The 23,770-nt window shown below is 50.5% G+C and carries 21 protein-coding genes and 1 riboswitch; of the genes, 11 read left to right on the top strand and 10 right to left on the bottom strand.

Going from position 1 to position 23,770, the window contains the following annotated elements; all coding sequences use genetic code 11:
• Nucleotides 1-24 precede the first annotated feature (24 nt).
• The 8 genes from ABD852_RS05595 to ABD852_RS05560 are packed head-to-tail and all read left to right on the top strand — an operon-like array spanning nucleotide 25 to nucleotide 7,067.
• Nucleotides 25-927: a hypothetical protein gene (locus tag ABD852_RS05595; protein ID WP_345027047.1), complete on the top strand. Its 903-nt coding sequence runs from the start codon at nucleotides 25-27 to the stop codon at nucleotides 925-927.
• Between the two features lie 9 nt (nucleotides 928-936).
• Nucleotides 937-2,079 (top strand): dialkylresorcinol biosynthesis protein DarB, encoded by a 1,143-nt coding sequence (gene darB / locus ABD852_RS05590; RefSeq protein ID WP_345027045.1) that lies wholly within the window; start codon nucleotides 937-939, stop codon nucleotides 2,077-2,079.
• A 24-nt stretch (nucleotides 2,080-2,103) separates the two neighbouring features.
• A complete protein-coding gene (DarG, locus tag ABD852_RS05585) occupies nucleotides 2,104-2,502 on the top strand; it encodes a flexirubin biosynthesis protein DarG (RefSeq protein WP_345027044.1) in 399 nt (132 codons plus the stop codon).
• A 2-nt stretch (nucleotides 2,503-2,504) separates the two neighbouring features.
• Nucleotides 2,505-3,521 carry a BtrH-related acyltransferase DarH gene (gene darH / locus ABD852_RS05580; RefSeq protein ID WP_345027043.1) on the top strand — a complete coding sequence of 339 codons (1,017 nt, stop codon included), beginning with the start codon at nucleotides 2,505-2,507 and terminating at the stop codon, nucleotides 3,519-3,521.
• The gene (locus tag ABD852_RS05575) at nucleotides 3,518-4,261 is read left to right on the top strand and encodes an ABC transporter ATP-binding protein (RefSeq protein WP_345027042.1); all 744 of its coding nucleotides are present in this window, start codon (nucleotides 3,518-3,520) and stop codon (nucleotides 4,259-4,261) included. The genes darH and ABD852_RS05575 overlap by 4 nt, the downstream gene beginning before the upstream one ends.
• Nucleotides 4,262-4,281: 20 nt before the next feature.
• Nucleotides 4,282-5,559, top strand: coding sequence for an ABC transporter permease (locus ABD852_RS05570; RefSeq protein ID WP_345027041.1), 1,278 nt, complete (start codon nucleotides 4,282-4,284; stop codon nucleotides 5,557-5,559).
• 19 nt (nucleotides 5,560-5,578) lie between these two features.
• Nucleotides 5,579-5,851: a phosphopantetheine-binding protein gene (locus tag ABD852_RS05565; RefSeq protein WP_345027040.1), complete on the top strand. Its 273-nt coding sequence runs from the start codon at nucleotides 5,579-5,581 to the stop codon at nucleotides 5,849-5,851.
• Nucleotides 5,852-5,864: 13 nt separating this feature from the next.
• Complete coding sequence (locus ABD852_RS05560) at nucleotides 5,865-7,067, top strand: beta-ketoacyl-[acyl-carrier-protein] synthase family protein (RefSeq protein WP_345027039.1); 1,203 nt, start codon at nucleotides 5,865-5,867, stop codon at nucleotides 7,065-7,067.
• On the opposite strand, the gene ABD852_RS05555 is transcribed toward ABD852_RS05560, so the two are convergent.
• Together ABD852_RS05555 and ABD852_RS05550 are read right to left on the bottom strand one after the other, a co-directional pair.
• Nucleotides 6,999-7,946 carry a S66 peptidase family protein gene (locus tag ABD852_RS05555; RefSeq protein ID WP_345027038.1) on the bottom strand — a complete coding sequence of 316 codons (948 nt, stop codon included), beginning with the start codon at nucleotides 7,944-7,946 and terminating at the stop codon, nucleotides 6,999-7,001. The genes ABD852_RS05560 and ABD852_RS05555 overlap by 69 nt on opposite strands.
• A 2-nt stretch (nucleotides 7,947-7,948) precedes the next feature.
• The gene (locus ABD852_RS05550; RefSeq protein ID WP_345027037.1) at nucleotides 7,949-8,272 is read right to left on the bottom strand and encodes a DciA family protein; all 324 of its coding nucleotides are present in this window, start codon (nucleotides 8,270-8,272) and stop codon (nucleotides 7,949-7,951) included.
• 159 nt (nucleotides 8,273-8,431) lie between these two features.
• Nucleotides 8,432-8,534, top strand: a riboswitch (SAM riboswitch).
• Between the two features lie 259 nt (nucleotides 8,535-8,793).
• Between ABD852_RS05550 and ABD852_RS05545 the strand changes: the two genes are divergently transcribed.
• Entirely contained in the window at nucleotides 8,794-10,101 is a 1,308-nt protein-coding gene (locus tag ABD852_RS05545) for an O-acetylhomoserine aminocarboxypropyltransferase/cysteine synthase family protein (RefSeq protein WP_345027036.1), read from the top strand.
• 97 nt (nucleotides 10,102-10,198) lie between these two features.
• Nucleotides 10,199-11,230 carry a homoserine O-acetyltransferase family protein gene (locus tag ABD852_RS05540; protein ID WP_345027035.1) on the top strand — a complete coding sequence of 344 codons (1,032 nt, stop codon included), beginning with the start codon at nucleotides 10,199-10,201 and terminating at the stop codon, nucleotides 11,228-11,230.
• Here the strand turns inward: ABD852_RS05540 and ABD852_RS05535 are convergent.
• The 7 genes from ABD852_RS05535 to ABD852_RS05505 form a co-directional block, all read right to left on the bottom strand.
• Nucleotides 11,225-12,514, bottom strand: coding sequence for a Gfo/Idh/MocA family protein (locus tag ABD852_RS05535; RefSeq protein ID WP_345027034.1), 1,290 nt, complete (start codon nucleotides 12,512-12,514; stop codon nucleotides 11,225-11,227). The two genes, ABD852_RS05540 and ABD852_RS05535, sit on opposite strands and share 6 nt — an antisense overlap.
• Before the next feature lie 60 nt (nucleotides 12,515-12,574).
• Nucleotides 12,575-13,258 carry a 3-keto-disaccharide hydrolase gene (locus ABD852_RS05530; RefSeq protein WP_345027033.1) on the bottom strand — a complete coding sequence of 228 codons (684 nt, stop codon included), beginning with the start codon at nucleotides 13,256-13,258 and terminating at the stop codon, nucleotides 12,575-12,577.
• 95 nt (nucleotides 13,259-13,353) lie between these two features.
• The gene (locus ABD852_RS05525) at nucleotides 13,354-14,241 is read right to left on the bottom strand and encodes a DUF1735 domain-containing protein (protein ID WP_345027032.1); all 888 of its coding nucleotides are present in this window, start codon (nucleotides 14,239-14,241) and stop codon (nucleotides 13,354-13,356) included.
• Nucleotides 14,242-14,300: 59 nt separating this feature from the next.
• Nucleotides 14,301-16,151: a RagB/SusD family nutrient uptake outer membrane protein gene (locus tag ABD852_RS05520; RefSeq protein WP_345027031.1), complete on the bottom strand. Its 1,851-nt coding sequence runs from the start codon at nucleotides 16,149-16,151 to the stop codon at nucleotides 14,301-14,303.
• 4 nt (nucleotides 16,152-16,155) lie between these two features.
• Nucleotides 16,156-19,572: a SusC/RagA family TonB-linked outer membrane protein gene (locus ABD852_RS05515; RefSeq protein WP_345027030.1), complete on the bottom strand. Its 3,417-nt coding sequence runs from the start codon at nucleotides 19,570-19,572 to the stop codon at nucleotides 16,156-16,158.
• A 222-nt stretch (nucleotides 19,573-19,794) separates the two neighbouring features.
• Entirely contained in the window at nucleotides 19,795-20,898 is a 1,104-nt protein-coding gene (locus ABD852_RS05510) for a FecR family protein (protein WP_345027029.1), read from the bottom strand.
• A gap of 87 nt (nucleotides 20,899-20,985) precedes the next feature.
• Complete coding sequence (locus ABD852_RS05505; protein WP_345027028.1) at nucleotides 20,986-21,546, bottom strand: RNA polymerase sigma factor; 561 nt, start codon at nucleotides 21,544-21,546, stop codon at nucleotides 20,986-20,988.
• A gap of 322 nt (nucleotides 21,547-21,868) precedes the next feature.
• Here ABD852_RS05505 and ABD852_RS05500 point away from each other — a divergent pair, with 322 nt between their 5' ends.
• The gene (locus ABD852_RS05500; protein ID WP_345027027.1) at nucleotides 21,869-22,192 is read left to right on the top strand and encodes a hypothetical protein; all 324 of its coding nucleotides are present in this window, start codon (nucleotides 21,869-21,871) and stop codon (nucleotides 22,190-22,192) included.
• 62 nt (nucleotides 22,193-22,254) lie between these two features.
• Here the strand turns inward: ABD852_RS05500 and ABD852_RS05495 are convergent, their stop codons facing one another.
• Nucleotides 22,255-23,736, bottom strand: coding sequence for a RagB/SusD family nutrient uptake outer membrane protein (locus ABD852_RS05495; protein WP_345027026.1), 1,482 nt, complete (start codon nucleotides 23,734-23,736; stop codon nucleotides 22,255-22,257).
• Between the last annotated feature and the right edge of the window lie 34 nt (nucleotides 23,737-23,770).

Here is a 23,770-nt window from a genome sequence, read left to right as displayed (position 1 = left end):
GAGGAGAACGATAATGTTTTGGCCTTGAGAGTATTAGTTGCCAGCTATTCACAGACGGGGCAAACCGGGGAAATTGTACGCCGGTTTCTGAAACCTTTTGGCCGCTACGAATTAGACTGGGTCAGGATAGAGGCTGCGGAACCCTTCCCGTTCCCGTGGCCTTCGGCCGACTTCTTCGATGCTATGCCCGAAACGGTTCTTGAAATACCGGTTCCCCTGCAACCTGTAGCGTACCGGTACGAAAAATACGATCTGGTGGTGATCGGTTACCAGCCGTGGTTTCTTTCACCGTCACTGCCTGTCTCCGCACTTCTCCGCGATCCCGGTTTCAGGAGCCGTATGGTCGGAACGCCCGTTATTACCCTGTCGGGCGGCCGTAATATGTGGCTGAATGCCCAGGAAAGTGTGAAAAGGCACATACGTGATGCGGGTGGGAGGCTGGTCGCGAATATTCCGCTGGTAGACCGGAATCTCAACCATGTGAGCGTCATTACGATTATCCACTGGCTTATCGGCGGGAAAAAAGACAGGATGTGGGGGATCTTCCCATTGCCCGGCGTCAGCGATGAAGATATCAATTTTGTGAGCCGCTATGGCGAGGTTGCCGTGGATGCTTTGGAAAACGGCTCACTGGATCAGCTGCAGAACCGTGTGCTGGCGTTCGGGAAAATATCGGTTCCTACCGATATACTTTTTATTGAAGAAAGGGCCAAGCGCCTGTTTCATATCTGGGCCAACCTGATTCGCAAAAAAGGTACTACACCAGGGAAAAGAAGGCGACTGGTTTCGCTTTTTAAATATTACCTGTTGATTGCCCTTTTTCTGGTTGCCCCATTGCTTTTGGGAGTGTATTATCTCACGGTCTGGCCTTTTACCAGAAAGCAACTACTGCGGAAAAAACAATACTTTTGTGGAGTAGAAGTGTAATTAGTGAAAATGTCGGAAGTTTATATCACGAAGATTGCGAAGTTCCTCCCCAACGAGGCGATTGACAACGATGATCTGGAGGTCTATCTGGGAACAGTGAATGGAAAGCCGTCGAAATCGAAGGCTATAGTATTGCGTAATAACGGCATCAAAAACCGCTATTATGCGCTTACCCGCGAAGGGGTACCCACTCACACCAATGCTGAAATGGCCGCTTTGTCGGTCAGGGCTTTGTTCGGTGATAATCCCGAAGAGCTGAAAAAGGTCGACCTGCTGGCCTGCGCGACGTCCAGTCCCGATCAATTAATGCCGTCGCATGCGGTGATGGTTCACGGAGAGCTGCCGGAAACGGGGGCAATTGAAGTGGTTTCGCCGTCCGGTGTCTGTTGCGCCGGTATGCATGCCTTCCGCTACGCCTGGATGAGTGTGAAACTGGGCGAGAAAAAGCACGCGGTTTGTGCTGCATCGGAGCGCCTTACCCCGGTTTTGAAATCGGATAATTTTGAAGACGAAGTAACACGGCTGGCCAGCCTGGAGAAAAACCCCGTATTGGCGTTTGAGAAAGACTTCTTAAGGTGGATGCTTTCTGACGGTGCAGGCGCTTTCTACGTCGAGGATAAACCGAACGCCGAGGGGATCTCGCTGAGAGTCGAGTGGCTGGAGGCCGTTTCATTTGCCAACCAGCTTGAACCCTGCATGTATATGGGAAGCGATAAGCGGTCGGATGGGTCTCTGAAGTCTTATAAAGACTATTCAGCCCAGGAACTGATCGATGGATCGGTGATGAGCATCAAACAGGATGTAAAACTGTTGGGAAGCAATATTGTAAACCTGGGAGTAGATCGCATGATAGCGGTGCTGCAGGAAAAGGGCGTTGGAACTTCTGACATCGATTATTTTCTGCCGCACCTGTCCAGCTACTTTTTCGAGAGCAAAATAGCAGACTACCTGAAGCTCAGGGATTTTGAGCTGACGCCCGAAAAATGGTTCACCAATCTCCGGACGAAGGGAAATGTCGGTGCAGCCTCTATCTACCTGATGCTGGAGGAACTGTTCCACTCCGGCCGTTTGAAAAAAGGTGACCGGATACTTATTTCTGTGCCCGAGAGCTCAAGATTTTCTTACGTTTACGGATATTTGACTGTAGTTTGAGTTGGTAACCAACCGATTGCACCTATGAAGAAAGACGAAGTTCCGCAAGACCAAAGTGCGCTGGCAAATTTCACTCGGGAGGTATGCTACGTAAAGAATGCCGACGGGAAATATGAAACGGCGCTCAGCACCGGCTGGGAAGTGAAGAAGGTTGCGTTGGACAATGCCTGGGACGAAGTCAAAGTGCGTATCGAGGAAGCGCGGGAAGCAGTCGGAAAGGGTGAAAAAAGCCCGATTTATTACTTTATGGCTTTACAGGTAATGGATATGCCGGTAATAGCGGATTATACCGGGTTCTGGCCTTTTTTTATCAGGCGGCACCTTCGCCCGTCCGTTTTTAAACGGTTGAGCGACAGGAAGCTGGAAAAATATGCAAAGGCTTTCGGTATCAGTGTGGAAGAACTAAAAAATTTTAAGGGATAGGGTTGGAGAAGCGTTTCGAACATGTTCAGTCTGCCCATTGCGAAAATGGGGTTACAACTGCGCTTTTAAGGCACAGGGGAGTGGAATTTATTACAGAGCCCCTGGCTTTTGGAATGGGCGCCGGCCTTTTTTATATACAAATCCCATTTCTGACGGTAAACAACGGGCCTGCCATTTCGTTCAGGACCATGCCCGGTGCGATTTTCAGCAGGACGTGCTCAGCCCTGGGAGTCGACGTTGTGCGGAAAAAATTCGTTAGTGAAGGCAGCGCCGGGTCTTATGTTGACGACCTCGTATCCAAAGGCATACCGGTAGGATGCCAGGTGGGCGTGTTCCATCTGCCTTACTTTCCGCAGGAATACCGCTTTCATTTTAATGCGCACAACCTGATCGTTTTCGGCAGGGAAGAAGACCGTTACCTGGTGAGCGACCCGGTAATGGAAGTCACCACCTCGCTGAGCCCGCCCGAACTGAGCAAAGTAAGGTTTGCAAAAGGCCCGCTTTCCCCGAGAGGACAGGCCTATTATCCGATTGTAAGCGGGGAAATCGACCGGGCTACGATTCAGAAAGCGATTGCAAAGGGGATTAAAAGAAATGTGCGGGACATGCTGCATATCCCCGGGGGATTTGCCGGTGTGAAAGGAATACGCTATACCGCTAACCGGGTCCGGAAATGGCGCGAAAAGCTGGGCGTCCGGAAGGGCGGGCTTTTTCTCGGGCAGATCGTGAGAATGCAGGAGGAGATAGGTACCGGCGGCGGCGGATTCCGTTTTTTGTATGCGGCATTTCTGCAGGAAGCGTACGACTACATTCCTGACGATACGCTTCTCAGCATTTCGGAAGACTTCACCCGGGCGGGGGACTTGTGGCGGTCCAACGCCGTCAAAATGGCCGGGATCTACAAGGGCAGAACGACGGAACAGTCGGATTTCGATGAAGTCGCCGACCGGATGATGGAAATAATGGAAGTTGAGAAAAAAGCATTTGCCCGCCTTTCTTCGGTCAGGCTTCAAAAATGAGTATCGGCATTGGCATAGACAGCATCAGGTACCGCTATCCGGGTGAAGACTTCGAGGCGCTCAGGTCTGTGCGGTTTTCGGTTGAGCCGGGCGACATTTTCGGTCTTCTGGGACCCAATGGCGCCGGAAAAACTACCCTGATGTCTATTATGGTAGGGATTCTCAAAGCAGACAGCGGGACCGTGTCGTACCATGACGGCGGGAGCCGGCTGGACGAGCGGCGGATACGCAGGGTAATCGGGTATGTACCCCAGGACTATGCTTTCTACCAGGAACTCACACCCGTTCAGAACCTTGCCTATTTCGGCGCCATGTATGATCTGCCGCGAAAGGTGATTCGCAGCAGGACCGAGGAGCTGCTTCACGTGCTGGGGTTGTCGAACGTCGCGGATAAGAAAGTAGGTTTTTTTTCAGGAGGCATGAAGCGGAGGATCAACCTGGCGATCGGGATCATTCACGAGCCGGGGGTCATATTCCTGGACGAGCCAACCGTGGGCGTGGATGTGCAAAGCAAACAGGCAATTGTGGACTTTCTGAAGCGTCTGAACGCACATAATACGACCATCGTATATACTTCGCATCACCTGGCGGAAGCGGAGGAGCTTTGTAACCGCATTGCCTTGATTGACAATGGGGCCGTCATTGCCTACGACCATTTGTCCGCCCTCTTGAAAGCGAATAATTCGAAAGACCTCCAATCGCTTTTTCTTAACCTTACCGGGGCCGGCTATAGGGATTAACAGCTTCAGCAACAGGATTTATGAACAAGCTTTTGGCATCGGTTAAAAAGGAGTGTTTGTTGTTGTGGAATGACAAAATAGGTCTTCTCCTGATGTTTGTAATGCCGCTGTTGCTGGTTTTTGTGATTACCATTATCCAGGACAGCGCAACCCGTATCGCCGCAGAAAATAAAATCAGCATGTTGGCGGTTAACCACGATCGCGGCGGTTCCGGTGCCCAGTTGCTTGACAAGCTCTCTGGATCAGGCATGTTCGAGTTTACCCTTCAAAACGAGCTTTCGCCTGATTTGCTGAACCAGGAGCTGTTAAACAAAGGACTTTTGATGGCGCTTTATATTCCGCCGGATTTCACAGCCAGGCTCAGCAGCGGGGCCAAGGAAATAAGTTCGCTCATGCAGCGCGATCTTGGTATGAATGAAAGTGACTCCGCCGTGGTTACGCAGCCCAAGCCCAGGGTTTCTTTTTTCTTCGACCCGGTTTTACAGGAAAATTTTACCTTTTCGATTCAGAATATTATCGGTGCTTATGTAACCAATGTAGAGACGGCGCTTGTAATTGACCAGTTGTACCATGATGCGGAAATAGAAACCCAACCTGATGATCTGAAGGAACGTATGCTCTCTAACCGTGTCGCCATCGAGACTTTTGCGGTAGGGCGGGGGAGTGCAGGCCTGCGCCCGAACAGCACCCAGCACAACGTACCCGCCTGGACCATTTTCGCGATGTTTTTTATGGTAGTGTCACTCGGTGCAAACGTCGTGAAGGAACGGAACAACGGTAGTTTTTTACGCCTGAAAACTATGCCTGCGAGTTTCTTCCTCGTAATAATAAGCAAGATGCTGGTTTACATGATGCTCGCTGTCTTGCAGGTAGTGCTTATCTTTTCGGTGGGTGTTCTCGTTTTTGAGAAAATCGGGCTTTACAAGCTGACCATCCCCGCGAATTTCACGGCATTTGCCACGGTGGTACTGTTAAGCAGTCTTGCCGCGGTTTGCTATGCCCTGCTGGTAGGGACTTTCGCCAGGAGCCAGGAGCAGGCCAACGGGTTTGGAGCCATCTCGATCGTTCTGTTTGCGGCGTTGGGGGGAATTTGGGTCCCCACTTTTATTATGCCCGATTTTATGCAGGTGATCAGCAAATTTTCACCGCTGCAATGGTGTCTTCAGGGGTTTTATATTCTTTTTTTGAAAGAAGGAAGCTGGACCGACTTAAAGTGGGTAATTTTGTCCGTTTCAGGATTTATTATGGCTTGTATCGCGGGGATCTACCTGCGTTTGCGCGCTGAAAAACTAGTATAGACTTATCTCATAATATTGTATGTCCGAACAAAACGCAGATGCTTTGAAAGAGACGCTTAAGAAGCAAATTGTACAATACCTCAACCTCCTGGACGTTAAACCGGAAGACATCAGGAACGACGAGCCACTCTTTGGCGGTGACCTCGGGCTTGATTCTATTGATTCCCTCGAACTTGTCGTTTTGCTTGAGCGCGAGTACGGGATCAAAATCAATAACCCTGCCGAGGGACGAAAAATTCTCATAGACGTGAACCACATGGCAGGATACATCCAGGCGCATCAGAATGCCTGAGAAGCGATTTTAAATGATCCAGGTTTTAATTACCGGTTTGGGAATTGTATCTCCGTTGGGAATGGGGACGTCGCAAAACCGGGCAGCGCTTTCCCGGGGGCAACATGGTCTCTCAAGGGCAGATTTTTTTGAATCGCGCTATACGGGAGATTTCTACTTCGGGGAAGTAAAGCAGTCGGATGGCGCTTTGCGTGCGCATTTAGGGCCTGGTTCATTTGAAAATTTTACACGTACCTGTATGCTTGCTTACCTGGCTTTTTCGGAGGCCGTTGCAGATGCAGGCATAAGCCGGGAGCTGCTGAGCCGGCCCGATACCGGGCTGATAAGCGCTTCTACAGTAGGCGGTATGTGTTACACGGATCAGCTTTACCAGGATGCCAATGACCTTGGGGAAGCCTCGCCCTACCTGCAATCTTACGCCGCCTCCGCGCATACCCGGCACCTGGCTGCGCACTTCGGGATACACGGATTTTCGGATACGATCAATACCGCTTGCTCTTCATCTGCCAACGCCATTGCGCTTGGTTACCGGCTGATCCGTTCGGGCAGGATGAAGCGGGTGATCGTGGGGGGCGCCGACAGCCTCGCCAAGTATACGGTAAACGGGTTCAATTCGTTGCGAATCCTGAGTGAGTCTCTTTGCGTTCCCTTTGACGAGCGGCGTGATGGTTTGAACCTGGGTGAAGGAGCTGCGTATCTTGTTCTCGAGGCCGGGCCGGAGGTGCAGGGAAAAAGCCATTACGGACAAGTGCTCGGCTATGGGAACAGCAATGATGCGTACCATGCTTCGGCTATTTCTCCCGAAGCTACGGGCGTAGTCTCTTCGATCGGGCGTGCACTGAAATCCGCCGGGATTGCCCCGGGTGAAATTGACTACGTCAATATGCATGGGACGGGGACAATCAACAACGACGAAATGGAATTGCTGGGGATGCAGAAAGTGTTCGGGCGCCTGCCTTACTTTAGCTCTACCAAAAGTTATACGGGCCATACCCTCGGGGCTGCGGGCGCTATTGAAGCGGTTTACAGCCTTTTATCACTCAACTACAACGAGATCTACCCTAATTTGCGGTTTGAGCAGCCGGTCGAACGGTTTGGGCTCGTTCCGGTAAAAGATTTCATGCAGACCGGCGGAATGCGCAATATCCTATCCAACTCTTTCGGCTTCAGCGGTAATTGCACGAGCCTCGTGTTCGGGTTGCGGAATGGTAATTGAGACCTGTTCCGGGCTGACCGACAACCTGGCAGCTGCCCCGACCACGAGCGGCCGGTTGTCATCGACATGTCCGAAGGGGAATTCAAACGCCACCGGGTAGGAAAAGGCACTTACGTGATCGGCAATAATCTGAACCGCATCACTGCCAAAACTTTCAGGCGTACCCTTGCAGTCGGTAAACCTGCCGGCAACGAGACCGGCCAGGTGGCGGAGCTTTCCCGCCCGCCGGAGCTGCCACATCATGCGGTCGAGGTTGTAGAGCGGTTCGCCTACATCTTCAATAAAGAGAATCCTGGCGCGCGTGTCAATTTCCGACGCCGAACCGATGCCGTGCGCCAGCAGGCAGAGGTTACCCCCGATCAACCCGCCGGTAACTTTCCCCGGACGGTTTTGCGGGTGCGGATTCACCGAGTAAGCAACCGGGCGGCCTTTCAGGAGGTCGAACAGCGATTCTGTGGCAGCGGGATTTGCATCAAGATGTTTCACCATAGGGCCGTGTATCGCCGCGTGGCCCAGCTTTTCAAGATGTGACAGGAGCAGTGTAATATCGCTGAACCCGACCAGCCATTTGGGATAGCGCTTGAAACCCGTAAAATCCAGCCGGTCAATAATCCGGGAGCAGCCATAGCCACCCCGAACCGCGATAATGGCCCGGATCCCGGGATGATCAAGCATGAACTGCAGGTCCATGAGCCGCTCTTCGTCGGTGCCCGCGTATTGGAAGTAGCGAAGAGAAGGGGAAATTCCTTCCACTACCGCCCAGCCCTGGCTGGTCAGCAGCTGATAGCCGTGGAGAATATCGTCAGGATAGCGGATGGCGCCCGACGGGGCAACGATACCGATTTTATCACCTGGTTGAAGAGGAGCGGGAAAAATCATGATCAAAAATAGACAATATCACGCACAAGGTCTTTCCCCATTTCGGCATTGACCAGCTTCAGAATTTTATTTCTTGCCCGCACAAGTTCTTCGCGGAGCGGAGCCGAATCGAGTTGGACATACAATACGTTTCCTTTCACGAAAACAGAGACCGTCCGGGAAGCTATGGGCTTTCCCATAATCTTTTCCCAGTGGGCTGTTACGTAAGTTTCGTCAAAGCGCTCTTTCAACCGGTATACCTCCAGGTATTTATCAAACACTTCCTTTAGCGGCGTAGTAGACTGGGACCGGGAGCTTTCCGTAAACCGGGGTTTCCTTTTGTTCATGTCGCGTGCTGTGAGACCGCAAATTTAACAGTTCCGGGCGGCATCTCCGGTAACATGTAGAAAAAGTTCTTGTGCCCGGGTTGCGTCATGCAATTTGGTTTTGCCGGAATTTGAATTTATTATTGTAGAATCAATCAATTCTCCGGGATCCTGGTAGTTGATTTATAAAGAAGAGGGGAGAGACTGGGCTCTATGATCCTCTGGCAACCTGTCAAAGCGACAAGGTGCTAACTCCCACCTAAGTAATTAGGAAATATAAAACAGCGTATGAACCTATTCTGCCACACTCCTTCCCAACAGAGGGATTTCGTTTTCTTGCCTCCGGCTCTGCGGCCCGATAAAATTGCAAGCTGCCCGACAGTCGTTCCGGGAAACTTCTGTATGTCCCTTTCAGATCGATGTCCCTTGCGTTTGTAAGGGACTACTACTCATCGGAAGAGGTGTGTGCCGGTCCCCGCGGGCTTTCCCGGCATTTACGGTTATTCAACTATTTTCGTATTCATATTCAAATCGATTGCATTATGTCAGATCAAACCCTAAAGTTCGAAACACTTCAGCTTCATGCCGGCCAACAGCCCGACCCGGTAACCAATTCCAGGGCCGTACCTTTGTATCAGACTACTTCCTATACCTTCAATAGCTCCGAGCACGGAGCAAATTTGTTTGCGCTGAAAGAGTTTGGGAACATCTATACGCGTATCATGAATCCGACGACCGACGTATTCGAGAAGCGGATTGCGGCGTTGGAAGGTGGTATTGCGGCGCTCGCTACTGCGTCGGGGCACTCCGCACAGTTTCTTGCCCTTAACAATATTACAACGGTTGGCGACAACTTCGTGACTACCTCTTTCCTGTACGGCGGAACGTATAACCAGTTCAAGAACTCCTTTAAAAATATTGGTGTAGAGGCGCGTTTTGCGGATGGGGACGACATCAGCAGCTTTGAAAAACTGATAGACGAACGGACCAAAGCGATTTTCCTCGAGAGTTCCGCGAATCCGAGCTACAGCATTCCTGATTTTGAGAAATTCTCTGCGCTTGCCGCGAAATATGACCTGCCGCTAATTGTAGACAATACTTTCGGCGCCGGCGGCGCGCTGATACGGCCGATCAAATGGGGCGCTCACATCGTGGTGGAGTCCGCTACCAAGTGGATCGGCGGGCACGGTACAAGCATGGGCGGTGTGATCGTCGATGCCGGTACCTACGACTGGGGGAATGGAAAGTACCCGCAGTTTACCGAGCCTTCGGCCAGCTACCACGGCCTGGTATTGAATGATGTGTTCGGTAAAAAAGGACCTTTCGGTAATATCCAGTTCGTACTTCGGGCGCGCGTGGAAGGGCTTCGCGACTGGGGTCCGGCTCAAAGCCCTTTCAATTCTTTCCTGTTGCTCCAGGGGGTTGAGACGCTGAGCCTGCGCGTGGAGCGTTCGGGGGAAAACGCATTGAAACTGGCGGAATGGCTCCAGGCTCACCCGGACGTTGAGTACGTGGACTACCTGGGTTTGAAAGAGAACAAGTACCATGGCCTGGCCCGGAAATATTTTGAGCGCGGGTTGTTCGGTTCAGTGCTGTCGTTCAAACTGAAAGCAGGCAAAGAAGCCGCGGATAAATTTGTCAACTCGCTTAAGTGGGTGAGTCATTTGGCCAACCTGGGGGATGCAAAAACGCTGATCATCCACCCGTCCAGCACCACGCACTCGCAGCTGTCAGAAGCGGAGCAGCTGTCGGCGGGTGTTGTTCCCGGCGTTCTGCGCGTGTCGGTAGGGATTGAGCATGCCGATGACATTAAAGCTGATTTTGAAGGAGCATTTGCCGCAGTGCGGTAAGTGGCAGGTTTTTGGGGGGCGCATCGGCAGATGCGCCCCTGATACCGCTCAGATGCCTTTCTGCAGGCTATAGTAACGTATTTTATTTTGACATTGAATGCAGCCGGTAACCAAAGTTTTCAAGTATCCTTTCCAGTTCAACCTGGAGCAGGGCAGGTATCTCCCGGGATTTGAACTCGCTTACACCACCTATGGGAAACTCAACGAACAAAAATCGAATGTAATCTGGGTTTGCCATGCGCTGACCGGGAATGCCAACCCGAACGACTGGTGGCACGGGCTCGTTGGAGAAGGAAAACTTTATAATCCCGGGGAGCACTTCATCGTATGTGCCAATGTTATCGGCTCCTGCTACGGCAGCACCAGCCCGCTTTCGGTTGATCCGGAAAACGGACAGCCTTTCTTCCACCGGTTTCCGCTCATTACCGTAAGGGATGTAGTGGCGGCTATGGAGCTCTTGCGGGAGCACCTTGAGATTGACAGCATCCAGGTCTGCATAGGCGGGTCACTGGGCGGTCAACAGGCGTTGGAATGGGTGATTGAATATCCGAAAGCCATCCGAAAGCTCATCCTGATCGCTGCCAATGCCAGCCATTCGCCCTGGGGAATTGCCTTCAATGAATCGCAACGTATGGCTATCGCTGCCGACCATACCTGGAAAAATGACAGCCTGGACGCGGGTCTTGAGGGACTGAAGGCTGCCAGGTCGATTGCGATGCTGACCTACCGTCATTACGATACTTACAATTTTTCACAGGCCCGCGATAATTCTGATCAGATTGATGATTTCAGGGCCGCTACTTATCAGCAGTACCAGGGAGAAAAATTTATCCGTCGTTTTAACGCATTTTCCTATTGGACCCTCACCAAAATGATGGATACCCACAATGTCGGCAGAAACCGGAACGGTCTTGTGAGTGCTTTGCAGGGTATAGCGCTGCCTACACTTATTATCGGAATTGCTTCTGATTTGTTGTTCCCCGTCCGGGAGCAGTATTTCCTTCAGACTCACATCCCAGATTCCACTTACCAGGAAATTGACTCGCTGTACGGCCACGACGGTTTCCTGGTCGATTATGGTCCTCTAACCAGGATTATCCAGGGCTGGCAGGGGGAGATACCCTCATAGTAAATCCCATTTTTTTCGCGGTTTTCTTCTGAGCAGGCGGTTGGCCGCCCTGTCATTTACAAACTTTTCATTTGCTGCATCCCATTCCAGACCGCGTTCAAGGCGGTATGAAATAAGTCCCAAATGCATGGGTAATGTCATTTGACGGGCATATTCGAGGTTTGATTCGGGCTGTATCCTGGATTTGACGGCATTGACAAAGTTTTGCTGGTGGCCCGGCGAACGGGGCAGCGTTTGGGCTACTGATGCCAGGTCTTCGAGCTTTTCGCCATTTATGACGATTTCCCGCTTGTCGTAATCGCACAGGAGAATACCGTTGCTTCCTTCAAAAACTGCACCAATACCCATTTTTTCGGTGCCTGCATAATTCTTCGGCGGTGCGGGCCGCCAGGATATATCGAGGTCTTCATATTCATAGTCTACCTCTATCCACTCGGGGGCATCTGCTATCCCGTCAGGCGCTTTACCGCGTGCGCTGATTTTTTTTAGTCCCTGCGGGTTGAGCGCCCAGAAAGCGATGTCGGCAATGTGACACCAGAAATCGGCGAATACTCCGCCGGAGTAATCCAGGAAATAACGGTAGGTTCCGTGGCATTTTTCGGGAATGTAAGCGGTATAGGGAGCTGGTCCGAGCCACATGTCCCAGTCAAGGGCTGCGGGCACTGGAAGGGGCGGTGGATTACCAAGATTGGGTGCGCCGCCTGTTTTCCATAAGTGGACTTTATTGACAGTCCCGATGCTGCCCGATCGAATGAGCTCCACTACCCGGTGAAAGTTTTCGCCGGCATGAATCTGATTGCCCATCTGGAATATGCGGTTGTACTTCCGGCAATATTCCAGCATTTTCCGGCCTTCGTAGACATCGTACGAAAGCGGCTTTTCGCCGTAGACGTCTTTTCCCGCTTCGAAGGCCAGGCAGGCTATTTGAGCGTGCCAGTGATCCGGCGTAGCACAGGTAATGGCATCAATATCTTTACGTTCGAGGATATGTCTGAAGTCCGAATAGGTATCAACTTTCGTATTAGGGTGTATTTTTTGAAGACGTTGGTATGTCTCTGCCAACCGATTCCGGTCTACGTCACAAAGTGCGACAATTTCTACTTCGGGCAAATTAGCAAACCATCGAATATGCGCGTTTCCCATGCCGCCCAGACCGATGTGGGCGATGCGAAGCCGGTCACTGGCCCGGACTTTACCACGTAGCGACGGCAGAATGCTGAAACTGAAAGCGCCTATCGCAGATTGGCGTAAAAAGGTTCTTCTGGAGCTTTTTAAAAGGGACATACTTGTTTGAAGGGATAGATCGATGGTATACCGTTTGAGGTGACATCTCCTGAATTGACACTACTTAAGAACTTTTATTCTGATATTTCTGAATTTGACGAGCGAACCGTGACCGAGAAAGGCAATATGCCCACTGGGGTTGAGCACGGCTTGCTGGAACGAACCGGGGCTGAGCTTGGCGGTCGCTTCTTTCAGGTGTCCATCGAGAATTTTCTCACCATTGAGAAACACACGGATGTGGTCGCCCTCTGCAATTACCTCCTGGTAGTTCCACGTGCCCGCCGGTTTCAGGAAGCCGCGTTTTGCAGGTATTATTTTATACACGGAGCCGTGGTATTGGCCAGGCTCCAGGCTTTCGTAATCCGGGTGCTCATTGTCGAGGATCTGCAGCTCCATCCCGCTGTAACCTTTCGTGACATAATCGTGCCGAAGACCGAGGCCATTATTGCCGGCCGGGCTCAGCAGGAATTCAAATCGCAGTATGAAATCAGAAAATTCGTCTTTGGTGTACAAATTCCCGCCTTCTCCCTGTGTAGGGCGCATGGTGATAGTACCCTCCTCAAGCACATATTCGGCGGTGTTGCCTTTCCAGGCCTCCATTGAAGTGCCGTCGAACAATACATGAAAGCCTTCTTTTTTTTCGGATTTCAGAAGTTTAAATGGCTTTACTTTTTGAGAAAATGCCGCCGAAGCATTTAACAGAATGCTAAAAAGACAGCCGATCAGGTAAATTCGATTTGTCATTGATTTGTCGTTGCGGGTTTGGGAGGTAGTGGCGCTGTCGTAAAAGAATACAAAGTGTTGTTCCTTTTAGCAACAGCGCCTTAGTTAAGCATGTGTTACTCGATCGTGACAGGGATCAGCATCAGCGACCGGTCGGGGTCAATGCCGTGTTTGGAAACGGAGCTGATCCGCAAAGGGAGCATATAGGTACCTGCTGCAGCTTTGTCTTTGAGGAGATAATAAGTAAATGAATTTTCGTTTTGCAGTTTGGGAACGGACAACGCTTCTGTGTCGAGCCGGTAGGCTTCGGCGGGCAGAAGTTTGTATGTTGTTTTGTTGGCTTGGTTATAAGCCTCCAGGGCAGCCGCGTCAACGACGATGTCATAGGAAAGGTCCCATTGGTTGTGGTAGTTGGTAGAAACGAACAGGTTAAATTTCGTTTCGGAGGGCGAACCGCTATTGATGGAAGAAGCAATACCTTGCAGGCCTGGAACTTTAAACCCGATCCACGGATCGAGTACCAGTGGAACGACTATCGAAACACTTTGTCCGGGCGCCGGCGCGGGCTTCAGGCCTCCCTCAACGGTGGTGAGCTCAAATGGGATAGCATAAGTGAGCCCGGTCGATGCTTTCAATGCCCGTATTCCGGCTGCATCAAACGTTACGTCGAAGGCCAGCTGGTAGTCGGCTTTTCCAAAGTTAATCTGATTTTGCCCGAGGGAATAATAGTTGTCCGGAAGCAGCGTGTATTCGCTTCCGTATTCCGGCAAAAGGCTTTCGTTAACGGTCAGTCCCACGGTTCCGCTTTGCCGGCCGGTACCGGCTTTGATTGCCGTTACGGCGTAGGAGAAGCCCTCGCCGGTAAAAATTTTCTGCTCATTGATCCCCGTATTGACCAGGTAGACGGAATCGTCTATCATTTTGTCCATACGGTGGTCTTTGCAGGCAGCCAGCAACAAAAGACCGGCTACCGGAATTGCTATTTTTGAAAAAACAGATTTCATCCGAATAGGTAAATATTTAGTGATTAAACCATGACAAAGAATCCGATTGCCTGTCTTGCTTACCACCCATAGTTTTGGGTGAAGTTCTTCATCTCGTTCAATTGCGTCTGATGGATTGGGAAGAAGTAGTGTTTTTTTTCAAAAACACGCACTCCAGGGAAGAGCGTGGCGGTACGCTGCCAGGAGTCTTCGTAGTTGGTCGCTTGTAAATTGCGGGTGTAATTGGGGCCAACAAACTCCTTTTCCGCGATCAGCCAGGTACGGGCATCGTGGTAGCGGTGCGATTCGAAGGCCATTTCTACCATCCGCTCCTTTTGGATGAGCGTTCTGAGCAATGCCTGGTTGCCGACCACTTCGGGATAGGCTTCTTCCATTTTGTTAAGTCCTGCACGCGCTCTTATCTTATTGATGTAATTGAGCGCTTCTGTTTCGTCGCGCTGCGGTTTTTCATTGCAGGCTTCGGCATAGTTCAGAAAGATCTCCCCAAGCCTGAAATAGGGCCAGGTAAATTGCCCCCATCTTCCTTCTTCCGTATTGTTGTTGGGATCATTCTGTCGCCTCCATAGGTAGCCGGCTTTCACGCAGTCTCCGGAAGCCTGGTAAGAAGAAGTTCCGCCGTTGTAAAATGTAATGACCTTATCGCCTTTGGCACGGTTGTACCAATTGAAGCCGTTGGGCAGCACGGAAGCATAAAAACGGGCGTCGCGGCCGACCGTACTGTTATGGGCTTTTACCGGCGCCCAGTTGTCGATCGGGTGCAGGAAGCCGTTGGTAAAACCATCTTCTTTATAGCCCGATTTTGCGTCGATTTTCGGTTGCCCGTCTGCCTCGTAGCCGGTTACCGGGAAGCGCCCGGAAGCTGCCATCGGGTAGGTGTCGACCAGTTTAAGTGAAGGGGCATAGCCACCGTAACCCTCGCGTACCGCACGCGGTGGATTAGCGCGAACGACCCAGGCGGATGCGTTGTTAATCCACCGGCCCCAAATGATCTCCTGGTTCCAGAATTTGAAATAGATGCCCATGTAGGACCTGACTGCCTTTCGCATCGGATCGGTCTCGGTATTGTCAGTATAGAGTTGGTACTGGTTGAGATCGATCAGGTCCTTCGCGGCTTTCGCAGCTGCTTCCCAATGTGCAGGGTTCGTTGACTGCGGGAAAATACTCTTACCATCCAGGTTGGTCATTCCTTTCAGAAAATCGGCACCGTTGAACAGCGGCCTCGCCCGGTAGAGGGTCGCTCTTGATTTGGCGGCTAGTACTGCGCCTTTGGTCGCTCTGCCGGTCCAGGCTTCGTCGGTCCAGGAGGCGGGGAGAAGCGGGATGCATTTGTCAAATTCCGACAGGATGAAATCAAAATTTTCATCGGCAGTATGGCGGTCGACCGTTTCGGGGCGTATGGTGATATCGGTGTCTTTGTCACCCCAGATATATACAGGACCGTATTTACGCAGAAGCTCGAAGTAGAGAAAAGCCCTGATAAACCTTGCCTCCGCTTTCATGACTTCTTTGGCCTGGTCATCTATTTCGACGTTTTTGTGCACATTGTCCATGAAGATGGTTGCCTGTTTGATCCCCTGGTAGTTCAGAGCCCAGGTTTGGTAGGCACCGGTTGTAGGCCCCCAGGAGCCGTTGTTCATATTGAGCCATGAAACCCCCGATAGCCAGGAAAACATACCTTCGTCAGATCGCGGAATGACTGAACCTTCGCCCGATACGGCATCCATTTCATTAGGCAGGAAACCATATACCTGTGCCAGATACTGTTCGGTAGTATTGCGCTTGTTAAAAACTTCGTCCATTGAGATGGCGTTCTGAAGTTCGACGGACAAGTAGTTATCGCAGGAGGTCAAAGTAGTAAGCAGGAAGGATATCGACAAGACCCCGCAGTATTTTATTAGTTGCTTCTTCATCGGGTTAGAAGTTTAGGTTCAGGCCAAAATTGACGACTTTCATTTGCGGGTAGATGTTACCAAAGGAGGTGTCTAGTTCCGGGTCCCACATTTTGAATTTACTGAATGTTAGTAAGTTGACCGCCTGCGCATATACCCTTACCGTGCTCAGGCCGAGGCGTTGGATCATTTTCTTCGGAAGGGTATAACCCGCTTCAGCATTTTTCAGGCGGACAAAACTCATGTCGCGCTGATAATAGGTGGAGCTCTGGCGGTTATTTTCGTTAAAAGCCAGGCTCAGTCGGGGAAACTCCGCGTCTGGGTTGGGGTTTCTGGGCGTCCACCGCTTCTCGGCTACCTCCGAGAAAATCTGGCCGTTGACCAGTATACTGCCGGAAGGGCCCATTAAGGGTTCGCCGCTAATGATGCGGGTTACATTGCCCACGCCTTGGAAAAAGCCGGAAAGATCGAAGTTTTTATACTTGGCGCTTATGCCGAAGCCCCATGAGATTTCGGGAACGGTCGTACGCCCGATTGCAATCCGGTCATAGCTGTCTACCATACCGTCGCCATTTATGTCTTTGTACTTAATATCGCCCGGCTGAACGCTTCCAAACTTCTGGTCGGGGCTGTTTTCAATATCCTGGTACGATTCAAACAACCCGAGCGAAACCAGGCCGAATTGCTGGAGATGAGATTTACCTGCTTCTTCCTGGTATGCCCAGATTGGCGTAGGCCTGTCGTCGTACAGTTTTTTATTACGGTTATAGGTGAAATTTCCCCTGCCTGATACCAGCCAATCTCCCTTGGTGTAGGTATATTCCAATGAGGCATCTACCCCTTTGTTCTCCATTTTCCCGAGATTGACATATTGTGCCACATTGACGCCAACGATCGACGGAACACTCTGTTGTAGTATGTAAATGCCTTCTCGTTTCTCATTGAAATAGTCCATCTGGAGTTTCAGTTGGTCCCACACGCCTAGTTCCACTCCGATATTGGTTTTGATTGCGTTTTCCCACGCTACGTTCGGGTTTCCGGGGTGGCCGGTAGCAATGCCGCCCACGTAGCGCTGACCTGTGCTGCCGAAGTGATATCCTCCGGTGAACTGCATTTCCGAATTATAGGCAAAACGACGGTCACCACCGATTTTATCGCTTCCGATGTAGCCGTGAGATCCTCTGAATTTCAACAGGTTTACCTGTGGCAGCAGTTCTTTGAAGAACGTTTCATTGCTGATCGTATAACCCAGTGCTACTGAAGGGAAGAAGCCGAAACGCCTGTCGGGAGCAAAGTTCTCCGAGCCATTGTAGCCGAAGTTGGCCTCGAAAAAGAGCTTATTCCGAAAGCCGTAGGTGGTCCTGCCGGCAATACCAATGTTCCGGTAGGGAAAGGCGGCGATATAGTTTCCGGGGAAGTTGTCGGTATGCTCTCTTCTGGCAAAAAGGAACATGGCGCCAACACGATGGTCTGTCCCGAAGAGATTGTCATAAATAAGCGACGATTCGAGGTTAGTGGTTTTGGTGCCGCGGTTGGATCTGGCGAGCGACAGATAGTCGCTTCCGTCGGCGTTTTTATGGAAGATCAGGCTTCCGTCTTCGTTACGACCGGTAGCATAGTAGGTGGCCGGGTTTTTCCGTTTATCGAGCGTCGACTCATTGGTGGCGTCCCAGGAGAATTTGACATTGAACTTGAGTCCCTTGATCACGAAAGGGCTCAGGTCCTGCGTCAGGTTGATAAGAGACTGGGAGGTATTCCAGAAGTCCTGGGAAAAACCGGTACTATTGAGGGCATAGTAGGGGTTACTGCCTACCAGCGGCTGGGCGTGTGTTCCGTCAGAATAGTAAGGCGGAATAGAGATGGGCGGTGTGATCATGACGATGTCGTACATGGTTCCCATGTTTACCCCCAGGCGGTTTTTATTTTCGTAGGTGTTGGCCAGGTTGAGCGAAAGTTCGGTCGTTTTGGTAATGTCAATGTCGAGGTTCGACCGGAAACTGAATTTGTTGTAGTTGACCGATGGGTTATAAGTTTTGGTTACCACCGGGTTAAAAATTCCGTTTTCGTTGTAGAAAGAGCCGGCAACGTAGTAACGTGCGATTTTTCCGCCGCCCGATACGTTCATGTTGAGCCGATTGCTGCTGGTTGCGTCCTTGAAAATGGTTTTCATCCAGTCGACGTTCGGGTAAAGATCGGGGTCTTCACCGGAGAGATATTTTTGACGGATATGATCAGGGAAAGGAATAGAGCCGTTGGCGTCGTAGCTGATGTCGTTATAGTAATCGATCCATTGCGCGGCATCGGCCAGCTTGGGAATACGCGTCGGGGAGAGATGACCTCTTTCAAAGCGGGCGTTGATGGTAGGTTTGTCGGAATACTTCCCTTTTTTTGTGGTGATTAACACAATGCCATTCGCTCCTCTGACGCCATATACGGCCGTGGCGGTAGCATCTTTCAGGATAGAAAATGATTCAACGTCTTCCGGATCAACCAGGTCAAGCGGGCGTTCAATTCCGTCAACCAGTATAAGTGGCCTGTTATTGGCTCCGAAAGAACTGATTCCCCTGATCCAGAAACTTGATCCTGCACCGGGTTCGCCGGTACCCTGCACCGAAACGATCCCTGCTACCTGGCCCGCCAGCGCATTGCTGAGCTTACTCACAGGTACCTTGAGGTCTTTGGCCGAAACGGTTGAAATTGCGCCTACGACGCTTTCTTTTCGTTGCGTACCGAAGGCCACTACAACTACTTCGTCAAGGTTTTGATTGTCGGGAACCATGTCTACTTCCAGAACCTTCCTGTTTCCCAGCGTGAGCTCCTGAGTCACGTAGCCCACGAATGAAAAAACAAGCGTCGCATTGGTTTCATCGCGGATCTCGAGCGTATAGTTGCCTTCGATATCGGTGGTAGTGCCATTACTGGTGCCTTTTACCAAAATACTCACACCCGGGAGACCTTCGCCCGTTTCGCTCCGGACGGTACCGGTAATTTCGGTCGCATCCGGGACGCTTTCATCAGTCAGGCTGCCGGTGTGACTTTCGCCAACGGGGAGCCCGAGACTTTCATCCTCTTCTCCTTTGCTTTCCCGGCTGATAACAATTACTTTATTGGATGAGATCCTGTACTTCAGGTTCAAAGGCTGAAGCAGTTGATCCAACACGAAGACCAGCGGTTGGTTTTTTGCAACGAAGTTGACGTAACGGTCCGACCGGATCAACTTCGGGCTGAAAACAAATCTCGCCGGGACCTGCTGCTCGATGTCCCGAAAAACCTGATCAATCTTTTTGTTCTCTGCCTGAATGGTTACTTTGTAGCTTAGCAAACCTTGCGCATTGCTTTCATTGGCATGAACATTACTTAGCAGAGTCAGGAGCAGAATTAGCTGAAGTACAGATATACGCATAAGCAATACCCATTTTTGGGAGATAGTCTTTTTTTGCATAAGTTTGGTCTGTTTTATTAAATTCCTGATAAAACAAAAATCCCGGCTCACCTTTTTGGGGTGAAGTAAATCGTGGTAGCGAAGAAGGGATTTTGAATAATGGCCGGTTATGTTGGTAGCATAATCGGCCGTTTACTTTTTTTGAAGGTTAGGTACTTTTCAGATTCATCATTTTTTGATAGTTACGAGATTAGATTGAAAATTTAGGTTAGTGTTGTAAGCTCAGGAACACCCTTTGGCGTAGATCATTATCTGCCCGTCTATGAGTTCATATTTGGCTTCAATTGCTTCGCAGACAATCGATAATTTTTCCAATAGCGTCTGATCAGAAAGGGTCGCAGTAAGCGGGCAGTCCTTTAACAATTCTTCGTCGAAAATGATGTCTACGTGGTAGGCCGCCATTAGTTCGAGTAAGACCTGGCTGACCGGTGCGTTTACATAGTTGAAGGTGACTGTCGGTGGTGGTGTAACAATAATCTCAGGGGTGTCTGAGAGTTCTTTCAATAACCGGTCTTCAAGTTTGTTGAGTACAATTTTTTGATTGGAAGTTAGAATCAGTCCCATTTTCTCTTTTTCAGGTTTGCTGAAATCGGAAGATTTGAAAACGGACACTTTCCCTTCCCTGACCTCCACCACCGCCTGACCATTACTCGGAGCCCGCACAATAAACCTGGTTCCAAGAACCTGTGTAACCAACTTGTCAGAATAGACAGTAAAGGGTCTTTCCGCGTCTTTTTGAACATTGAAAGCTGCAGTACCGGTCAGAAATACCTCGCGCGAAGCTTCCGGGAAATTGACAGGCAGATTTAGTGTAGCGCCGGGTTCAAGAACTACGCTGCTTCCGTCGTCAAGTATATACATTTGCTTTTTATCCAAAGTGTTGGTATATACCTTTAATGACTTTCCTTTTGTAAATAGCTGATAGCTGGTGTTGCGTTGGACATGAGGCCGAGTATAATGATAGCCTATGCCAACCGCGCAAACCACCATCGCGGCGACTGCCAGTTTTTTGAAAAGCGGCGATATGCTTCTGTTGCGCCCTTTTTCCTGAGCCGGGGTTTCGTCTGCGTTTTTTTCGCGGCGAATCCGGAGAACAAGTTTATTTATTTCAGAATCTATTTCCTCGTCGCTGATAGCGGTAGTATAACGACGGTATAATGAGTCAAGCAGCGCATACGCCCGATCCACGTCGTCGGTTTGCATCGGATACGAGGCTTTAAATGATGTCCAGAATTTTTCATCTTCCCTGCCGTTGAAACGCACCCATTTCTGAAATGCCGAGTCCAACACAAAATCTTCCAGGAGGTAGTTGTTGTATTTTTTCATAGATATTGCCCTACGACTATAGATAGGCGCCCTAACTTCGGAAATAACCAAAAAAGCAGGAAAAAATTTAAAAAAAGATGGGGTTAGCTAAATGCGAGACTTTAAGTCTTTGATTGTCCGGTAGATAAGATTGGATACGGCTTGTTTGGAAATCGACATGACTTCGGCAATCGATTCATTATCCAAATTTTCGAAGAATTTCAGGAAAATTACTTCCTGCTGTCTTTTTGGAAGCGATTTGAGCTGTGTTTCGAGCTGTTGAATGCGGTCTGCGTAGTGTTCTGTCTCAATGAGTTCCTGCTCGACTGAGGAAACCTCCGGGGAGCTGGCGTCGAAATCGAATTCCGCACGCTCAATTATTAACTGATTTTTAAGACTTTCCCGGTGTATTTTCCGCCGAAGTGATTTGAAAAGGTAGAATTTTACAAAAGCAGTGTCGCCCAGTGATTCGCGCTTCGCCCAAAGTTCCATAAAAAGGTCCTGGATACAGTCTTTTACAAATTCTCTGTTGGGTGAGAATTTTATTCCGTATCCAAAAAGGCTTCTGTAGTGCTTTCTTGCAATTTCGCCGAAAGCATTCTCATTGCCCTGGCGAAAAGCATTCCACAAGTCTATTTCATGTTCGTCTGTCCCGTTGATGTTGGGCATTATCGGATGGTTACCGCTTTTGACAAGAATATATCAGGGTAATAATAATATATAGTATCCCTAATAAACAAGTCCGGATGGCTGTTCTTCTAGAATGTTATGAGTTAAAGTTCGTAAAGTTACCGTTTTTAAACGACGATCATCACTTCAATTGACGATTCATAGCTGCACCGCATGGACGATTAACTTCTGCGTGACCAGGGGAGTGCAGGAGGAGGGGTCGTTTTGCTTAAGAACGACAACGCCCCTGCGTTTAAGGAACTCTATGTAAGGTATTGGTACTATACCTATCGTCTTGCCATCAAAAAGATAGGAAGGACGGATGTTGCGCAGGAGATGGCGCAGCAGCTTTTTAAAACGCTTTGGTACAAACGAGACAGGCTGTGTAACCGACGGCACCATTCCGAGGAGAGCGGTATATTCGGGAAGTGAGCGCTTCCGTAATCCCGACGAATACAACGCTGCTGCGGGAAGAATGTCAAACGGCGATACTTACCTGAGCAGGGTCTGGATAAGAAGTAAGTTCTTTCCGGAACGGCGGCGGCCCGGCCCTGTTCGGCCCCGCCGCCAAGCCGTAGCAAAGAGTACCTTCCGGGCCGGGCGGAAGGTATTTACCCAAAAGAGAACCGGAAATGTTGATCCGTAGCCGGGCCGGCAGGTTATTCCCAAAAGACTTTTGTCTCATAGGAAGGGTCTGGCTTTTGTGGCTCAGTTCAGGTTGGGATTGATCGACGTGTCGGCAAACGGCATCGGCAGCCAGTAGCTTTCCCGGGTGATCGGCTTGATCGGCTTGAGGTCGTCTGCGTGCTTTTTGGCGTTGGCCTCTTCTACCTTCTCAAGGCGGACCAGGTCGAACCAGCGGGTCCTTTCGCAGGCGAATTCCCAGGCGCGCTCTTGTACCACCTCATCGGCAAACTGCGCTGCCGTAAGCCCGTCGGCGGGAGACAGCGCTTTTGTACCTGCTGCCCGTCCTCTTAAACGGACCTGGTTCAGGGCGTCGTAAGCTGCCTGGTCCGGCCCCCCGGTGCCGCGCGCCTTCGCTTCCGCATAGATAGTAAGCACGTGGGCATAGCGCATCATGACGCTAGGCAAAGAAATACTTGAAGTCACCAGGTTACCCTTGATATACCATTTCTTGTAGTAGGGATGTTTGGTCAGGCTTTGCTGCCAGGGGATTTTGGTGGCGCCCAGGCCGAATTCGGTACGGAAGGTAGCGTCTTTGCGCGGCCCTTCGGGGAATTCGTAGAAGAAACCGAGCTCGGCAAACATGTCGTCCCAGCCTCCTTCCTCACCGGGCATCGTGGTGCTGCCATAGGTAGCATTGGCAGTACCGCTGCCACCCAGGAAGCCGCTGATCTGGAATACAGCCTCCGCCGTACCCGGTGAAGCCGGGTCGTTTTCAAAAACAGCGGCAAACGTCGGGAGTAATTGGAAACCGTAAGCGTCTTTGCTGTTAATAACTTCCTTCGCTTTGGCAGCGGCCAGGTCGTACTTATCGGTTTGCTTCAGGGGCCAGCCGGCCATGGTCAGGTATACGTCGGCCAGGAAAGCCTTTGCCGACCCTTTGTTAGGCCTTCCCGGGGCACGCTTTGCGTCCGGGAGGTTGTTTTCGGCAACCTTCAGGTCAGCGACGATCAGTTCATATATTTGGGCCGGAGACGATTTTCCGATCGTAAGAAGCTCCTCTGAGTACAGCTCTGTGGTAATCAGCGGGATATTTCCCCAGAAGCGTGTGAGCCAATAATAGGAGAATGCGCGTATAAAGTGAGCTTCCCCTACGATGGTCGTGATCGCAGCCTGGTCGCCGGTAGTGAGGTGGTAGTTATTAATCACGTTATTTGCTCCCTGGATTGCTTTGTAGCAACCATTATATACTGCGTTAGACCGCTGGTTGGTGGTCGAGACGGCAAACTGGTCAAACTCCCGCCAGTCGGCTTTGTTGCTGGCCGGGTGCGTGGTTACATCATCCGCGCCGATCACAGCGGCATTTGCCGAAGGGTGTATGAACCCGTAGCCCCATTGATTGGCTAATCCTCTGTATGCTCCGGTCAGGGCCGATTCCAGGCCATTCTGAGTCGACAATACATTGTTCCCGTACAAGAGGCCGGTAGTGTCTTCTTCGAGATAGTTATCGCATGAGGTTGCGCACAAAAGCAGGACGGATAATATAATCAGGTGATTCCTTTTCATGATAATCGTGATTTAATGTTTTACCTGTTCCCTC

This window comes from Ravibacter arvi (assembly GCF_039540405.1).
Classification (GTDB): Bacteria; Bacteroidota; Bacteroidia; order Cytophagales; family Spirosomataceae; genus Ravibacter; species Ravibacter arvi.
Note: the sequence above shows the minus strand (reverse complement) of the source record. Positions and strands in the feature narration are given on the sequence as shown.

Excerpts from the sequence above, each read along its gene's own strand:
- darB (WP_345027045.1), top strand. The coding sequence starts at position 937 with ATGTCGGAAGTTTATATCACGAAGATTGCGAAGTTCCTCCCCAACGAG.
- DarG (WP_345027044.1), top strand. The coding sequence starts at position 2,104 with ATGAAGAAAGACGAAGTTCCGCAAGACCAAAGTGCGCTGGCAAATTTC.
- ABD852_RS05575 (WP_345027042.1), top strand. The coding sequence starts at position 3,518 with ATGAGTATCGGCATTGGCATAGACAGCATCAGGTACCGCTATCCGGGT.
- ABD852_RS05570 (WP_345027041.1), top strand. The coding sequence starts at position 4,282 with ATGAACAAGCTTTTGGCATCGGTTAAAAAGGAGTGTTTGTTGTTGTGG.
- ABD852_RS05565 (WP_345027040.1), top strand. The coding sequence starts at position 5,579 with ATGTCCGAACAAAACGCAGATGCTTTGAAAGAGACGCTTAAGAAGCAA.
- ABD852_RS05560 (WP_345027039.1), top strand. The coding sequence starts at position 5,865 with ATGATCCAGGTTTTAATTACCGGTTTGGGAATTGTATCTCCGTTGGGA.
- ABD852_RS05555 (WP_345027038.1), bottom strand. The coding sequence starts at position 7,946 with ATGATTTTTCCCGCTCCTCTTCAACCAGGTGATAAAATCGGTATCGTT.
- ABD852_RS05550 (WP_345027037.1), bottom strand. The coding sequence starts at position 8,272 with ATGAACAAAAGGAAACCCCGGTTTACGGAAAGCTCCCGGTCCCAGTCT.
- ABD852_RS05545 (WP_345027036.1), top strand. The coding sequence starts at position 8,794 with ATGTCAGATCAAACCCTAAAGTTCGAAACACTTCAGCTTCATGCCGGC.
- ABD852_RS05540 (WP_345027035.1), top strand. The coding sequence starts at position 10,199 with ATGCAGCCGGTAACCAAAGTTTTCAAGTATCCTTTCCAGTTCAACCTG.
- ABD852_RS05535 (WP_345027034.1), bottom strand. The coding sequence starts at position 12,514 with ATGTCCCTTTTAAAAAGCTCCAGAAGAACCTTTTTACGCCAATCTGCG.
- ABD852_RS05530 (WP_345027033.1), bottom strand. The coding sequence starts at position 13,258 with ATGACAAATCGAATTTACCTGATCGGCTGTCTTTTTAGCATTCTGTTA.
- ABD852_RS05525 (WP_345027032.1), bottom strand. The coding sequence starts at position 14,241 with ATGAAATCTGTTTTTTCAAAAATAGCAATTCCGGTAGCCGGTCTTTTG.
- ABD852_RS05520 (WP_345027031.1), bottom strand. The coding sequence starts at position 16,151 with ATGAAGAAGCAACTAATAAAATACTGCGGGGTCTTGTCGATATCCTTC.
- ABD852_RS05515 (WP_345027030.1), bottom strand. The coding sequence starts at position 19,572 with ATGCAAAAAAAGACTATCTCCCAAAAATGGGTATTGCTTATGCGTATA.
- ABD852_RS05510 (WP_345027029.1), bottom strand. The coding sequence starts at position 20,898 with ATGAAAAAATACAACAACTACCTCCTGGAAGATTTTGTGTTGGACTCG.
- ABD852_RS05505 (WP_345027028.1), bottom strand. The coding sequence starts at position 21,546 with ATGCCCAACATCAACGGGACAGACGAACATGAAATAGACTTGTGGAAT.
- ABD852_RS05500 (WP_345027027.1), top strand. The coding sequence starts at position 21,869 with ATGTTGCGCAGGAGATGGCGCAGCAGCTTTTTAAAACGCTTTGGTACA.
- ABD852_RS05495 (WP_345027026.1), bottom strand. The coding sequence starts at position 23,736 with ATGAAAAGGAATCACCTGATTATATTATCCGTCCTGCTTTTGTGCGCA.